Origin of the sequence: Pseudomonas sp. efr-133-TYG-5 (assembly GCF_030209175.1) — a bacterium.
In the GTDB taxonomy this organism is placed as follows: Bacteria; Pseudomonadota; Gammaproteobacteria; order Pseudomonadales; family Pseudomonadaceae; genus Aquipseudomonas.
Map to the genome: position 1 here is coordinate 712,690 of NZ_JARVSM010000001.1, position 14,500 is coordinate 727,189.

The window sequence follows — 14,500 nt, forward strand, 5'->3', positions numbered from 1 at the left end:
TCCTAGCGGCGGATCGCCAGACGCCGCTCGAGATAACGCAGCAGCATGGCGATGAGGTAACAGGCCGCGACATACAACGCCGTGGTGACCAGCCAGGTTTCGATCACCCGGTAGCTCTCGACGTTGATCTTGCGCGCGTAATAGGTCAGCTCCGGCACCGCGATCGCGGCGGCCAGCGACGAGTCCTTGAACAGCGAGATGAAGTTGTTCGACAACGCCGGCAGCACGTTGCGCAGCATCACCGGCACGGTGACGTAGGCCTTCACCTGCCATTCGCCCAGACCGATGGCCAGCCCGGCTTCGCGCTGGCCCTTGGGAATGCTCAGCAGGCCGCCGCGGAACACTTCGGTCAGATACGCCCCGGCGTACAGCGACAGCGTGATGATGAACGAGGGAATCTTGTCCAGAAGGATTCCCAGGCTCGGCAAGGCAAAGTAGATCAACAGAATCAACACCAGGATCGGCGTGTTACGGATCACCGTGACATACACCGAGGCCAGCACCCGCAGGGCGCGATGCTTCGAGAGCAAGGCAAACGCCATCAGCAGGCCGATCACGCAACCGATGGCGATCGACACCAGCGCCAGCTCCAGGCCCAGACCGAGCCCCGCCAGCAAGGTGTCGAAATCGCGCCACACGGCGGCAAAGTTCAACTGATAGTTCATGGTTCGCAGTACCTTGAGCGGGGCGCGTGATGGCGCCCCACTCTCACGGGATCATTTGAATTCGACAGGGAAACCGATGGCGGGCGATGGCAGATCCACGCCGAACCATTGCTTGAACGATGCCGCGTAAGTCGGGAATTCAACGCCGGTCATGGCTTCATGCAGGGTGGTGTTGACGAAGTTCAGCCAGTCCTGGTCGCCGCGCTTGACCGCGCAGGCATAGGTCTGCGGGCTCCAGGCGTAGGTCGGGCTGCGATAGCGGCCAGGGTTCTGCACCATCAGGTATTTGACCGAAGACTGGTCGGTGGCGGCGGCATCGGCGCGACCGGAGTTCACCGCCTGATACATGAGGTCGACGCTGTCGTACTGATCGACCTTGGCCTTGGGCAGCGCCTGATGCACCAGCTCCTCGGCATACACGTTCTGCAGCACGGCCACGGTGACGCTGTCGCCGGCGGCTTGCAGGTCTTCGATTTCCTTGTACTTGCTGTTGGCCGGCAGCAGCAGACCGACGCCTTCGCGGTAGTACGGCAGGGTGAACGCCACTTGCTGCGCGCGACTGGCGGTAACGGTGATGAACTGGCAGCTCATGTCGACCTTGTCGGTGAGCAGGTTGGGGATCCGCGCATCGGACGACTGCACGACGAACTCGACCTTGCTCGGGTCATTGAACAGCCCCTTGGCCACCATCCTGGCGATGTCGATATCGAAACCCTGCAACTTGCCGTCCGCGCCCTGGAAGTGCCACGGCGCATTGGTGCTGCCGGTGCCGACGATCAGTTTTCCACGGGCCAGGACGCTGTCGAGCTTGCTGTCGGCCGCCTGGGCCGCAGCCATGACAGCGGAGGAAGCCGCGAGAACAAAAACACATGCTTTGAACAAGGAAGGTCGGCGATGCATGGCAAGCACTCCAGAATGATGTTTATTCCGCTATACCGGAACACGGTTTGTTACTACGGAATAGACAGCAGAAAGTGTGCCACAGGATTCGCCGGGAATCTGCAGCGGATTGAAAGTCTCGTTGAATCAAGAGGATGCGCGAAGCACCGGAGCGCGAGTGACACGTCGCCAGTCAGGGGTGGCGCTACCGTTGGCCACACACCACGGGTATTCGGGCCACATTGCGGGGCGCGCGCACGACGATGGCGCACCCCGCACCTGTCAACTCTGACAGGTGCGGGGCAGCGTCGGCTGGTTTACCGTCTAGCCGTCCCGTCAGCTTCGCCAAGGAGGCTTCAATGAACCCTTCAACGTCGTACGCGGCACTCCCGCCGTCCTACCGCAAGGCGCTGAAAACCTGGCGCCCGGTGATCCTCTACTTCGCCAATGAGCGCTGCGCGGCGTGCGAATGGGCAGGCCCGGTGTTTCGCCAGATCGCCGAGCCGTATCGCCACCGCGCCAGCATCTACATGCTCAACACCAGCGAATCGCCACGCCACCCGCAAGTCACCGGCACGCCGACCGTGCTGTTCTATCGCCACGGCAAACTGCTGAAAAAACTCAAAGGCATCGGCAGCGAGGAAACCCTGGCGCAGCACTTCGCCGCACATATCGGCAGGGTCAAGGCGCCCGCCCCGCGCCGCAAACCTGCGCATGACCTGCTTTGGCTGCGCGGCACCCTGCGTACTCTGCGCACCATCAAGGACAAACGGCGCAGGAACTTTTCCTGAAAGTGCCACCTAAATGCCTTCACCCGTTGGCACTTTCGTTCCAGTTGATCTGTAACAACTCGCCGCGAAGGCCTATTGGACAAGCTCCAATACGGCTGCTTTCATTTATTTCTCAGTAAGAGATAGCGCACCAGGTTCTGCGGCCTGGTGCCTTGCCATGTCCCAGGAGGGGTCAATGTCTTTTAACGTCATGATGGTTTTCGGTACTCGCCCGGAGGCTATCAAAATGGCCCCGTTGGCCCGGGTACTGCGCCAGTGGCCCGATATCCAGCTGAATATCTGCTCCACCGGCCAGCACCGGGAGATGCTCACCCAGGTTCTCGATGCCTTTGAACTGAGCGTCGACGAAGACCTGCAAGTCATGACCCAGGGTCAGACCCTCAACGGTCTTTCGCAACATCTGCTCGCAGCACTCGATCAAGCCTACGAACGGGTAAAGCCCGACATCGTGCTGGTCCATGGCGATACCACCACCAGCTTCATCGCCGCCCTCGCCGCTTTCAACCGTCAACTGCCCATTGGTCATGTCGAAGCCGGTCTGCGCACGGGCAACCTGCGGGCGCCATGGCCGGAAGAAGCCAATCGGCGCCTGACCGGGGTAATCGCCGACCTGCACTTCCCGCCCACCTCGAAATCGGCAGCCAATCTGCTGCGCGAAGGCGTGCCGCAAGAGCACATCGAAATCACCGGTAACACCGTGATCGATGCCTTGCTGTGGATGCGCGAGCACCAACGGCAGACCGATTGGCGCCCCGCTGCCGACTCGCCGCTGGCTGCGCTCGACGATAACCGCCGGATGATCCTGGTCACCAGCCACCGCCGGGAAAACCTCGGTGACGGTTTCCGCAATATCTGCCAGGCACTGGCCGAGCTGGCCGAACATTACCCGGACGTACAGTGGGTCTATCCGGTGCACCTCAATCCGCTGGTGCAGGAAGTGGTATACGGCATGCTCGCCGACAAACCGAACATCTACCTGGTGCCCCCGCAGGACTACCCCAACTTCGTCTGGTTGATGGGCCGGGCCCATTTCATCCTTACCGATTCCGGCGGCGTCCAGGAGGAGGCACCGGCCATCGGCAAACCGCTGCTGGTGTTGCGCGATGTCACCGAACGGCCGTCCGTCCTGGAAAGCGGCACCCTGCTGCTGGTGGGCACCGACAGGGCCCGCATCGTCCATGAGGCGCGTCAATTGCTCGATGACGAACAAACCTACAAGCGCATGAGCCGCGTGCATTTCCCCTATGGCGACGGCCACGCCAGTGAACTCATCGCCACCCGCCTGCACGCCTGGCTGAGCGCACGCTCGGCGGCGGGTAGCGACGTATGAGCCTGGGCTGGGTCGATTTCTTCGCGTATGTGCTGTTCGGTCTGAAGTATGTGGCGATTGCCCTCGCCCTGCTGATGTTCATCCTCGGCCTCGATGACCTGTTCATCGATCTGGTGTACTGGACCCGCAAATTCATCCGCCGCTGGCGTATCTACGAAAAATTCAAGCGTGCCGATGAGCAGCGCCTGTATTCGATTGCCGAAAAGCCCCTGGCGATCATGGTCCCGGCGTGGAACGAAGTCGGCGTGGTCGGCGAGATGGCACGTCTGGCCGCCTCGTCCATCGACTACGAGAACTATCAGATCTTCGTCGGCACCTACCCCAACGACGCCGACACCCAGGCCGACGTCGACGCGGTGTGCCAGCACTATCCCAACGTGCACAAAGTGGTCTGTGCCCGCCCCGGTCCGACCAGCAAGGCGGACTGCCTGAACAACATCATCGACGCGATCCTGCGCTTTGAAAGCGAAGCCAGAATCGAGTTCGCCGGGTTCATCCTGCACGATGCCGAAGACGTGATTTCGCCAATGGAGTTGCGCCTGTTCAACTACCTGCTGCCCAACAAGGATCTGATCCAGATCCCGGTCTATCCCTATGCGCCGGAGTGGAAAGGCTTCACCGCCGGCCACTACGTCGACGAGTTCGCGGAAAACCATGGCAAGGACGTGATCGTGCGCGAGGCCCTGACTGGCCAGGTGCCAAGTGCCGGCGTCGGCACCTGCTTCAGCCGCCGGGCGATCAGCGCACTGCTCGAGGATGGCGACGGCATCGCTTTCGATGTGCAGAGTCTCACCGAAGACTACGACATCGGGTTTCGCCTCAAACAGAAAGGCATGAAGTGCATCTTCGCCCGCTACTCGGTGAGTGATCCGAAACTGGCGCTGGAACAGCCCTGGGTCTTCGGCATGAACCGCGAGTTCTCGCAGGTGATCTGCGTGCGTGAACATTTCCCGCGGGACCTGCAGCACGCGATCCGGCAGAAGTCGCGCTGGATCGTCGGGATTGTCTTCCAGGGCACCAAGAACCTCGGCTGGAGTCGCAAGGGCCTGCTCAACTACTTTCTCTGGCGCGACCGTCGCGGCCTGATCGCCTACCTGCTGAGCTTCCTGGTCAACCTGCTGTTTCTGGTGCTGCTGGTCATGTGGGCGGTCACCGTAATCTCGCCGGATTCGTGGCGCTATCCATCGATCCTCGCCGACAGCTCACTGCTCTCCGTACTGCTCTGGCTCAACGGCCTGATGCTGCTCAATCGGCTGTTCCAGCGTGGCTGGTTCGTCACGCGTTATTACGGCCTGACCGAAGGTCTGTTGTCGGCCCCACGGATGATGTGGAGCAACTTCGTCAACTTCTTCGCCAACCTGCGCGCCCTGCGTCAGGTCATGGAAATGGGCGACTCGCGGCGGGTGGCCTGGGACAAGACCACCCATGAATTCCCGGCACTGACCAAGGCGCAGCGCACCCCGCTGGGCCAGCGCCTGGTGGAAAAAGGCTTGCTCAGCGAAGAACAGCTGAGCGTGGCGATCACCAGCCCGGTGCGCCGTCGCCTCGGTCGAGAACTGCTGCTGCGTGAATACATCGACAGCACGCAACTGGTCCAGGCCCTGGCCGAACAACTGGACCTGGAGTGGGCGCCGCTCAATCCGTTCAAGCTCGATCGACGCCTGATCGCCGCCGTGCCACGCCGGGTCGCCTCGCACTACGGCGTGCTGCCGGTAGGCGAAGAAGGCGACACCCTGCTGCTGGCCTCGGAAGGTCCGGTCAGCCAGGTTTCGCTCGGTGCGATCAGCCGCCAATTGCAACGCCCGGTGCGCTGCCGACTCGCGCCTCAGGGCCGCGTCACCCTGGGAATCCGCTACTGGTACGCCAGTCCCCGGCAAAATGAGGAAGTGCGTCATATGCTTGAAGTGCTCGAGCGTCATCAGGACGATGACGCCCTGCTGGAACGCGTCAGCCGCCATCAGGTGCTGCTCGGCAACCTGCTGCAGGTACGCGGTATGGTGCCGCCAACCCTGTTCAACCAGGCCTTGATCGATTTCGACGCCGAAACCATGTCACTCGGTGAGCACCTGATTTCCCGCGGCATGATTACCCAGGAGGTCCTGCAGCAGGCACTCGCCGATCAGGCCAGCGAACAGCAAGCCGCCTACCGTATTGTCCGGGAGGTCGCATGAAGCCGGTACCGCGCAACACCCTGCTGATCGGCGGCCTGTTACTGGGTCTGAGCGCCGGCAGCACGCTGCACGCGGCAGCGCTGAGCGACTTCGAGCAGTTCCGCAGCTACCCCTATATGGATCGCAGCTACCGCGAGGCGAAAAAAGGCAACTGGAAAGAAGTCGAACGGCTGATGCGCCATTTGCTGGAAAAGGTGCCGAAAAACGAAGAGGCCCGAACATTGCTGGTCGAGTCGCTGGCCAGGCAGCGGCGCTACAAGGAAGCGCTGCAAGCATTGCCCAACGACAGCGAAGCGCTGCTCGACCTGCGCCTGACCTGGATCGAACAGGATCCGCCGAGCAGCAGTCAGGTCGAAAGCTGGATGGCCAGCAGCAGCCTCAACGACCGCGTGCGTCTATGGCAGGCCTACAGCCTGAGCCTGGCCAAGTTCGGCGGTGCAGCCAAGGCCCATGACTGGCTAGCGCAACTGGCCCCCCAGGGCGACGACAACATTCTGCGACTGGCGCGGGCCAACTGGTCCGAACAACTGCGCGACTGGAGCGGCACCATCGAGCAACTGGCGCCGCTGGCCGCGCGCGGGCAACTCGATGGCGAAGCCTGGCAACGGCTGGCCAACGCCTATGTGCAGCGCCTCGACGAAAAACCCTTGCAGCAATTGCTCGCGCAGGCGCCGAGCCCCGAAGCAGCACGCCAGGTGCGCCTGGCGATGATCAATCGCGCCATCGCCGTAGGCCACGAGCAACAGGCTCTGCGCTGGATGCAATCGCTGCCGGCCTCGGACCTTGCCGATCCGGCGCAACGCCAGCGCCTGTGGGAGCTGGCACGCCAGAGCGAAGACGTGCCGAACGTGCAGCGTTTGAGCAATGACTTGCAGCGTCCGTGCCTGGAAACCGCCGAATGGCTGTCGCGCCATGACCCGGAAGCCGCGCTGGGGCAGTTACGCGGCTGTCGGCCGTCGGACGATCCGCGCACCTGGCTGGTGCTTGCCCAACGCCTGCAAGCCACCGACCTGCTGCAAGACACCCGCTTGCCCGAGCCGTGGGACAGCCGTCGCCAGGCACAACTCGTCGACGTCTGGCAGGAGCAAGGCCAAGACAACAAAGTGAACATCTGGCTCGCCGGCCAGAAACAGACACCCGAGGTGGTCAAGCGGCGGGCCGAGCTGACGCAGAAGATGGGGCGCAGCACCGAAGCGCAAACGCTCTGGGAATATCACTATCGGCAGACCGGCAATCTCGATTCGCTGGATCAGGCGACCTATCTGGCGGTCAATTCAGGCGATCGCGTGCACGCGCAACAACTGCTCGGCAGCGCCTATGACCGTCACGGCGCACGCCTGCCGGCAGCCGCGCGGCAACGCCTGGCCGAACTGTATGCCTCGGCGCCGGACACCACGCCCGCCGGGCAACGACGGATCACCTCGCTGCTCGCGCATGTCGACGGTGCTACCCGCGGCCAACTGTTGGCGCAACTGGCAGAAACCGGCCAATGCACAGTGGTGCAGGACGCCATCGCCGACCATCCGCAAGCAGCGGGCGACTACCGCGCGCTCGGGCGTTGCGCGATGCCGGATCGTCCGGGGGAAGCGGTGGTGTATTACCGCCAGGCCGAGCGACTCGGCGACCGCGGCAGCCGCCTGCCACTGGCCTACGCCCTGGAAGCCGCCGGTGACTCCGCCGGTGCGCTGCTGATCTGGCGCAGCCTGCCGACAAGCGAACTCAGCGACAACGCGCGCCTGACCGCCAGTCGCAGCGCCTTGAGCGCCGGTGACTATCAGGCCGCAGAAAGCTATTGGCAGCAGAGCACGACCCGGGGTGCCAACGAATGGGCATTGGGTGCGGCCATCGCCGACGCCCGTGGCGACCATTCGCAGGCCCTGCAGCGGCAACGCCAGGCTTTGCAGCAGGCAGCGGATGCCGGGCATTTCTATGCCGCATCGGTCACCGCACAGAAGGCCGGCGACTTGCCGCAAAGCACCGCGTGGCTGGCCGAAGCCGTGCGCCGTGAGCCGCAGAACCCGCGTTATCGCGCCGATTACGGCATGCGCCTGGCGGGCGCCGCGTCCCGCGAGGATCGCGCGCTGGCAATCCCCTACCTGCAACAGGCCACGCGCGATTTCCCCGAGGATTACCGTCTCGGCGAAACCCTCGCCTGGCGCTACGACGAAGCCGAGAACAGCGCCGCAGCCCGCCAGGAACTGCGCCGGGTGATCGATCTGGAACAGTATCCGGTCGCCGCCGACGACGAGGAAGGCAGTATGCAAGCACGGCTTTATCGCCAGCGGCGCGCTCATGAAAGCCTGGCGCGGCGTGACAGCCGGACCATCGCCAGTACCTGGTCGCCGGCCGGGGTGTCGACCAACGACTTCGTGCGCCCGGACGACAGCCAGGGCTCGCGGCGCCGCGCCGACTCGCAGAATGTGCAACTGGCCATGTGGGACCACGCCCTCGGCGACGAACCGAGTCGCGCCGGCAGTTCCCTGTCGGTGTACGGCCGGGTGCTGCTCGGCGGCCAGGGCCGCTCGAACTATGCGCAATCGCTCGCCGCCGGTGTCGGCCTGCGCTACAAGCCATGGGGCACACAGAACATCAATTTCTACGGTGAGATCTACAAGCAGAGTCAGTTCAACGATCAGGACGACCATAGCCTGAGCCTCGGCCAGATGCTGGTACCGGAAAAACTCCTGGAGCAGATCAACGACCATCGCCAGGACGGTCATACCAGCACCGACTACCTGCTGCGCGCCACGGCGTCGTTTCTCGATCAGGGCCGGTTCCGCAATGACTGGCGGGTGGACGAAAGCGATTGGGAGGAACGCTTCCTCTACCTCGATGCCGCGTGGTGGACCAAGGCAGGCGATCACCAGTGGCTGTCACGGTTCCAGCAGGGCCATACGTGGAAACTGCCGTTCAACGGCGCACAAACCCTGATGCCGTACGGCTTCCTCGAGTTCGCCAGCCAGGACCCGAGCAACGACTGGCGCCAGGACCTGCGCACCGGTGTGGGTCTGCGTTGGCAATGGTGGTACGACGATGACCGCTACAACGCCTATCGCTCGAAACTGTCGGTGCGCACCGAGTACCAGCAGTCGCTGGGCGGCAATCTGTATGAAGGCGGCAATGGCGTGCTGCTGGGTGTGGAGTGGAATTTCTGATGGCTCGATGGATAGTGTTTTTCTGCCTGATGCTGGGCGCGAGCATGACGCAGGCCGATGAGCGGGTGTTCTATCAGCCGCTGAATGTCGATGCCAACCTGACCACCGCGCAGTGGCAAAAGATCTGGCAGGACACCGCGCAACACGGTACGCGGACGCTGATCGTACAGTGGACGGCTTATGGCGACTCGGACTTTGGCGGTGCCGATGGCTGGCTCGCCAACAGCCTGAAACTGGCTGAGCGCCAGGGCTTGCAACTGGTGCTGGGCCTGGCGATGGATCCGGCTTATTACCAGCGTATCGAGCAACTGGACAGCGCCGGGCTCAAGTTTTACTGGCAGGCGCAGCTCGGACGGTCGCTGGCGCAACAGTACAAGCTGCGCCAGGACTGGAAGCTGAAGGTCAGCGGCTGGTACTTGCCGCTGGAGCTGGATGATCTGCACTTCCTGGCGGCGGACCGACGGGCCACCCTGCAGCGCCAGCTCAAGGATTTTGCTTCCAGACTCGATGCACCGCTGCATGTCAGCGCCTTCAGTGCCGGCAAGCTGGCGCCGCAGGTCACCGGCAGCTGGCTCGGGGACCTCAGTGCAACAGGCATCCAGGTGTGGTGGCAGGATGGCGCCGGCACCCGCCGGCTGGCGCCACAGGTGCGCGATGGCTATGCCAGCGCACTGCCCTGCTCCGTAGGCATCGTGCGCGAAGCGTTTCGCCAGGTCAGCGCCGAGGGCCAGCCGTTCCGCGCCGAACCCGCCAACCCGGACGCCACGCCGGCCGGCTGCCATCGCACGGCGGTATTTTCCCTGCGCTACCGGCCGTGGGGCCGGGTGATCCTCGACAATCAACGCACACAGCAGGGCCGCGATGTACAAAACCATTGAAGAACAGGTGCTGAAAAAGGCCGCGCCCGCTGAACTGCGGGCCGAGTTCATCCAGCACGAATTCGAACGCCTGCATTCATTCAGCGTACTGATCTATCTCGCCAGCATTGCGATCTGGCTGGTGTTCGATCTGGTCGTCAGTTTTCTCGGTGAACAGGGCTTCACCTGGCGCTCGATGATTTTTATCTCGCTGTTTGCGATCCTCACCCTGGTGATGGGTTTTACCCGCAAGGCCCGGCATTTCGATCTGATCACCCTGCTGTTCGTGCTGATCCTGACCATCGGCGTACGGCTGATCATCACCGGCATTCCCGCCAACGTGCACAGTTCCTGGCTGGTGCTCGCGGCAGCCAGCATGCTCTATAGCGTCTCGGTGCTGCCATTGAGTCGCGGGGCGTTCTTTGCCGCGCAAACCATCATCTGGCTGGTGCTCAACCCGTTCATCAACACTCCCACGCGCCTGATCGAACTCAGGGGCGTGATGACTGCCAGCTACAGCATTTTTCTCTGCGCGCTGACCATTTACACATTCCTCAAGCTGCGCCAGGCCAAGCTCTACAACTACATCATGTCCAGGTTGCTGCTCGATCAGGCCTACAACGATCCGCTCACCGAAATCCCCAACCGCCGCTCGTTCATGACCAGCGCCGGACAACACCTGCAAACCGTGCCACGCGAGCATGAGCAGTACCTGGCGATGGTCGACATCGACAACTTCAAGAAAGTCAATGATGTGTATGGCCACGACGTCGGCGATGAAGTGCTCAAGCGCGTGGCGGCGGATATCAAGGCGGTCATGAGCCACTTCGAATACGCGCGGCTGGGTGGCGAGGAGTTCGCCATCTATCTGGCCGGTGTGTGCCGCGCAGACGTCGAGGCACTGGCCGCCGAACTGTGCCGGGTGGTGCGTGAGCAGCCCACCCGGCATCCGGTGACCATCAGCATTGGCCTGGCCCGGGTCGAGGCTGGCGACAGCCTCAACCAGGCGCTGGTCAAGGCCGATGAAGCCTTGTACGAGTCAAAGCACACCGGGAAGGATCGCTACACCTTCCACGTCTAGCCGGTGACTGCGGCGTGGCGCACCAGCAACACCCGCGTCACGCGCCGCTCCTCGACCGCCATCACGGTCATTCGCCAGCCTTCGTAGTCCAGGCGGTCGCCCTTCATCGGCAAGCGGTCGAGCAGGCTCATCACCAGCCCGGCGAGCGTCTGATAGTCCTCGGTCGGCTCGGCGCCGAAACCGGTGTGCTGACGGATGCGTGTCAGGTTCAAGGCGCCGCTGACGACAAACCCGCCCTGCTCCTCGATCACATCGGGGCCGGCGACTTCGCTGGCATCCGGCAACTCGCCGGCAATCGATTCGAGGATATCGGTCATGGTCAGCACACCGACGAAGTCGCCGAATTCATTGACCACGAAGGCAATGTGCGTCGACGCAGCGCGCATCTGCTCCAGTGCGTTAAGGATCGAATAGCTGTCGAGCAGGTTGATGGTCTTGCGCGCCAGGTGTTCGAGGTTCGGCTCGTTGCCGGCCAGGTACTCCTTGAGCAATTCCTTCTTGTGCACGAAGCCCAGGGGCTCATCCACCGCGCCGTTGCGAATCAGCGGCAGACGCGAGTAGGACGAATGCATCAGACGCGTGCGAATCGTCTCGGCGTCCTCCGCCAGATCAATGCTGTCGACATCCGCGCGCACCGTCATCAGGTTGCGAATCGGTCGCTCGGCCAGTTGCAGCACGCCGCTGATCATCACTCGCTCGCGGCGGTCGAACAGCTCGGCGCTCGGCGCCTCGCCGTCGTCGAGCAGATCGGAAATCTCTTCGCCAACCTCCTCGACCGCCAGTTTGCGCCCGCCCAGCAAGCGCATCACCGCGTGGGCGGTACGTTCGCGCATCGGCCGCAGGCCCTGCATCGAACGCTTGCGCCGCGCCCGGGCGATCTGGTTGAACACCTCGATCAGGATCGAGAAACCGATGGCCGCGTACAGGTAACCTTTCGGGATGTGGAAGCCCAGGCCTTCGGCGGTCAAGGCAAAACCGATCATCATCAGGAAGCCCAGGCACAGCATGATCACCGTCGGGTGCGCGTTGACGAAACGGGTCAGCGGCTTGCTGGCCACGATCATCAGGCCGATGGAAATGATCACCGCGATCATCATTACCGCCAGCTCATCGACCATGCCCACGGCGGTAATCACCGCGTCCAGCGAGAACACCGCGTCCAGCACGACGATCTGCGCCACGATGGGCCAGAACAGGGCGTAAGCGCTATTGCTCGTGCGCTGGCCGACATGGCCTTCGAGGCGCTCGTGCAACTCCATGGTCGCCTTGAACAGCAGGAACACACCCCCGAACAGCATGATCAGGTCACGGCCGGAGAAGCTCTTGCCGAACACCTCGAACAGCGGCTGGGTCAGCGTGACCAGCCAGGAAATGCTCGCCAGCAGGCCCAGGCGCATGATCAACGCCAGGCTCAGACCGATGATCCGCGCGCGGTCGCGCTGATGCGGCGGCAGTTTGTCCGCGAGAATCGCGATAAACACCAGGTTGTCGATACCCAGCACCAGTTCCAGCACGATCAATGTCGCCAGGCCCAGCCAGGCCGTGGGATCCGCTAACCATTCCATAAAACGTCTCGATCTCTCTTCAGTGAATTCAGGCTGCCGGGCACGGCAAAGCGCGGCGCGAAAGCTCGAAGGCTGCGCCAACAACGATAGTCGGGAGTCGGAAGACCGGATGCTGCGAGTGCGTCAAGACCGCGCCGGGGCGCGTGGAGAAAGGGTAACTGGGAGGCTCCGAGAGGCTGTTCATGCAAATCCTGAAAGGAAAAAGGCCTTGGAGCGTACAGCCTAAAGCGACTTTTCCTACAGCCGGAAATCATTTCAAAATCTGTACAGGCAGCGCAATCCAGTGCATTGCGCTGCGCTCGAGGGAATCGCCGCGGCCTAACGACCGGCAAACCGCAGGCGCGACAGCTGGCGCAAATCGCCTTCGAGGTAATAGTCGTGAGTCCAGCGGTCGTCCACGGCCAACGGCTGCACCTGTTTCAAATCCAGTTGCCTGGCGAAGTACCGGAAGCGGTAGTGCTCGTAGAACCGCAGCAACTCCAGACCATAGCGATCGGCCAGATCGGTGTCGCCGCGAATGATCAGGTAGTTCTCGTCATTACCCTGGCTGGCCGAGGTGCTGAGGTTGTGGCTGCCGCTGATGATGGTCGGGTTGTCGCTGGTGAAGTCGGTGATCACCGCTTTGGTGTGCACCAGCAGGTTGCCCTTCTGGCCTTTCATGTTTTCCTTGAGCCAGCCCTCCAGCCCCGTGTTGAGCAGCGCCGTGGCCGCAAATTCGGCCGTGCGGTCGGCATGGAAGCCGGTGATTTCGCTGGCCGTGTTCTGCAGACCGTAACGCAGGACGCTGTCGTGTGGCTGGCCGAGCAAGGCATTGAGAATCGCCTCCGGCAGGGCAAATGCCGTGACAAACAGCACATCCTTTTGCGCCGCGTCGATGATCTCGACGAATTCGCGCAGATCGCCGCCGCCCGTGCGCGGCGAGAACCCGGCGAACAGCGCCCGCTGAGGATTCATCGGGTTGTGCTGGTTGATCCAGTCGCGAGTGGCGCCGACGTCGTCCGGCGTGGCCCAGATCTGCTCGAACGTCGCCAGGTAACTGGCGCCGATGGCCGCGTCGTCGAGGACGTGCACTACGTTGGCCTGGCGATAGACGCCGTTGGCCGTGAAATTGGTGCTGCCGCAGAGCACCGCTTGTGGCTGGCGCTCACCCGCAGCGTCGACACGGCTGAGGACAATGAATTTGTCATGGAAAATACTGTGGGTGACCCGCCCGCGCTTGTTCGCCGCCGGCAGTTTCGCCAGATTCGCCGCGTTGATCGTGGTGTCTTCGTCATCGGGCCTGGCGTGATACAGCACGCGCAACTGCACCCCGCGCGCGAACGCCGCGTTCACCGTGTCGATGATGGCCTGCAACTGGTATTCGTAGATGGCAATGTCCAGTGCCCACTGCCCGTCGAGCGCGCGTTCGATAAACCCCTGCAAGCGCCCCAACAGACCGTTCTCCAGCCACTGGCGGGCAGCGTCCGGCCAAGCTTCGATAGGCATCAGTTTGTTCGCGCTGATCTGCGCGTCGAGGTCGGGAAACTTGCGCTGGAACGCCTGACTGGCCGCCACCGCGCGATTGAAGATCACGCTCTGGTTGGCCGGGTGGCCGTCATCCGCGGTAATGCTCAGTTGCAGCGACTCGGCCAACACCGGGGCGTCCGCCGTCCCGTAGACCAGGTGCACGCGATAGTGGAGGGTCATGCCGGGATTGACCGCGTAATCGGCCCAACGAAATTTCTGCAACGGCGCCTTGTCGCTTGGCGTCGCGTGAAACTGCGCAAAGGTGTGGGCTTTGCCGGGGAACGTCAGGCTGTTGAAGAGGAACAGCCAGGGCTTGTCGCCCTGTTGTTTTTCGATGGCGAATCCGAGCAAGCCTGTGCGTCGGGATTCGGCAAGGTCCATGGCCAGCAGCACGCCGTTGGTTCCGGCGTAAGCCTTGATGCGGAAATCATCCTGAGGGTTGGCGACCAATACGCGCATGGTTTCACTCCTTGTGAAATGGCTGCTGAGCAGCATAGAGC

General features: G+C 62.7%; 10 protein-coding genes. 6 read left to right on the forward strand and 4 right to left on the reverse strand.

What is annotated here, in order from left to right:
* Positions 1 to 2: 2 nt before the first annotated feature.
* On the reverse strand, positions 3 to 665 hold the full coding sequence (locus tag QRN70_RS03170) for an amino acid ABC transporter permease (protein ID WP_285415760.1): 663 nt from the start codon (positions 663 to 665) through the stop codon (positions 3 to 5).
* Between the two features lie 51 nt (positions 666 to 716).
* Positions 717 to 1,565, reverse strand: a complete 849-nt coding sequence (locus QRN70_RS03175) for a transporter substrate-binding protein (RefSeq protein WP_285415761.1) — start codon at positions 1,563 to 1,565, stop codon at positions 717 to 719.
* Between the two features lie 338 nt (positions 1,566 to 1,903).
* On the opposite strand from QRN70_RS03175, the gene QRN70_RS03180 reads away from it, so the two are divergent.
* The 6 genes from QRN70_RS03180 (at position 1,904) to QRN70_RS03205 (ending at position 10,929) form a co-directional block, all read left to right on the forward strand.
* On the forward strand, positions 1,904 to 2,335 hold the full coding sequence (locus QRN70_RS03180; RefSeq protein WP_285415762.1) for a thioredoxin family protein: 432 nt from the start codon (positions 1,904 to 1,906) through the stop codon (positions 2,333 to 2,335).
* 175 nt (positions 2,336 to 2,510) lie between these two features.
* Positions 2,511 to 3,665, forward strand: a complete 1,155-nt coding sequence (gene wecB / locus QRN70_RS03185) for a non-hydrolyzing UDP-N-acetylglucosamine 2-epimerase (protein ID WP_285415763.1) — start codon at positions 2,511 to 2,513, stop codon at positions 3,663 to 3,665.
* On the forward strand, positions 3,662 to 5,836 hold the full coding sequence (nfrB, locus tag QRN70_RS03190) for a cyclic di-3',5'-guanylate-activated glycosyltransferase NfrB (protein ID WP_285415764.1): 2,175 nt from the start codon (positions 3,662 to 3,664) through the stop codon (positions 5,834 to 5,836). Before wecB ends, nfrB begins: the two co-directional genes overlap by 4 nt.
* Positions 5,833 to 8,991: an NfrA family protein gene (locus tag QRN70_RS03195; RefSeq protein WP_285415765.1), complete on the forward strand. Its 3,159-nt coding sequence runs from the start codon at positions 5,833 to 5,835 to the stop codon at positions 8,989 to 8,991. The genes nfrB and QRN70_RS03195 overlap by 4 nt, the downstream gene beginning before the upstream one ends.
* Positions 8,991 to 9,869 carry a DUF4434 family protein gene (locus QRN70_RS03200; RefSeq protein WP_285415766.1) on the forward strand — a complete coding sequence of 293 codons (879 nt, stop codon included), beginning with the start codon at positions 8,991 to 8,993 and terminating at the stop codon, positions 9,867 to 9,869. Before QRN70_RS03195 ends, QRN70_RS03200 begins: the two co-directional genes overlap by 1 nt.
* On the forward strand, positions 9,853 to 10,929 hold the full coding sequence (locus tag QRN70_RS03205) for a GGDEF domain-containing protein (RefSeq protein WP_285415767.1): 1,077 nt from the start codon (positions 9,853 to 9,855) through the stop codon (positions 10,927 to 10,929). Before QRN70_RS03200 ends, QRN70_RS03205 begins: the two co-directional genes overlap by 17 nt.
* On the opposite strand, the gene QRN70_RS03210 is transcribed toward QRN70_RS03205, so the two are convergent.
* Both QRN70_RS03210 and QRN70_RS03215 read right to left on the reverse strand, forming a co-directional pair.
* Complete coding sequence (locus QRN70_RS03210) at positions 10,926 to 12,494, reverse strand: TerC family protein (protein ID WP_285415768.1); 1,569 nt, start codon at positions 12,492 to 12,494, stop codon at positions 10,926 to 10,928. The genes QRN70_RS03205 and QRN70_RS03210 overlap by 4 nt on opposite strands.
* A 318-nt stretch (positions 12,495 to 12,812) precedes the next feature.
* Entirely contained in the window at positions 12,813 to 14,459 is a 1,647-nt protein-coding gene (locus QRN70_RS03215) for a phospholipase D-like domain-containing protein (protein ID WP_285415769.1), read from the reverse strand.
* Positions 14,460 to 14,500: the final 41 nt, after the last annotated feature.

What these genes read in the sequence shown, in the direction of transcription:
- QRN70_RS03210 (WP_285415768.1), bottom strand. Translation starts at nt 12,494, where the DNA reads ATGGAATGGTTAGCGGATCCCACGGCCTGGCTGGGCCTGGCGACATTG.
- wecB (WP_285415763.1), top strand. Translation starts at nt 2,511, where the DNA reads ATGTCTTTTAACGTCATGATGGTTTTCGGTACTCGCCCGGAGGCTATC.
- QRN70_RS03170 (WP_285415760.1), bottom strand. Translation starts at nt 665, where the DNA reads ATGAACTATCAGTTGAACTTTGCCGCCGTGTGGCGCGATTTCGACACC.
- QRN70_RS03205 (WP_285415767.1), top strand. Translation starts at nt 9,853, where the DNA reads ATGTACAAAACCATTGAAGAACAGGTGCTGAAAAAGGCCGCGCCCGCT.
- QRN70_RS03195 (WP_285415765.1), top strand. Translation starts at nt 5,833, where the DNA reads ATGAAGCCGGTACCGCGCAACACCCTGCTGATCGGCGGCCTGTTACTG.
- QRN70_RS03180 (WP_285415762.1), top strand. Translation starts at nt 1,904, where the DNA reads ATGAACCCTTCAACGTCGTACGCGGCACTCCCGCCGTCCTACCGCAAG.
- QRN70_RS03215 (WP_285415769.1), bottom strand. Translation starts at nt 14,459, where the DNA reads ATGCGCGTATTGGTCGCCAACCCTCAGGATGATTTCCGCATCAAGGCT.
- QRN70_RS03175 (WP_285415761.1), bottom strand. Translation starts at nt 1,565, where the DNA reads ATGCATCGCCGACCTTCCTTGTTCAAAGCATGTGTTTTTGTTCTCGCG.
- nfrB (WP_285415764.1), top strand. Translation starts at nt 3,662, where the DNA reads ATGAGCCTGGGCTGGGTCGATTTCTTCGCGTATGTGCTGTTCGGTCTG.
- QRN70_RS03200 (WP_285415766.1), top strand. Translation starts at nt 8,991, where the DNA reads ATGGCTCGATGGATAGTGTTTTTCTGCCTGATGCTGGGCGCGAGCATG.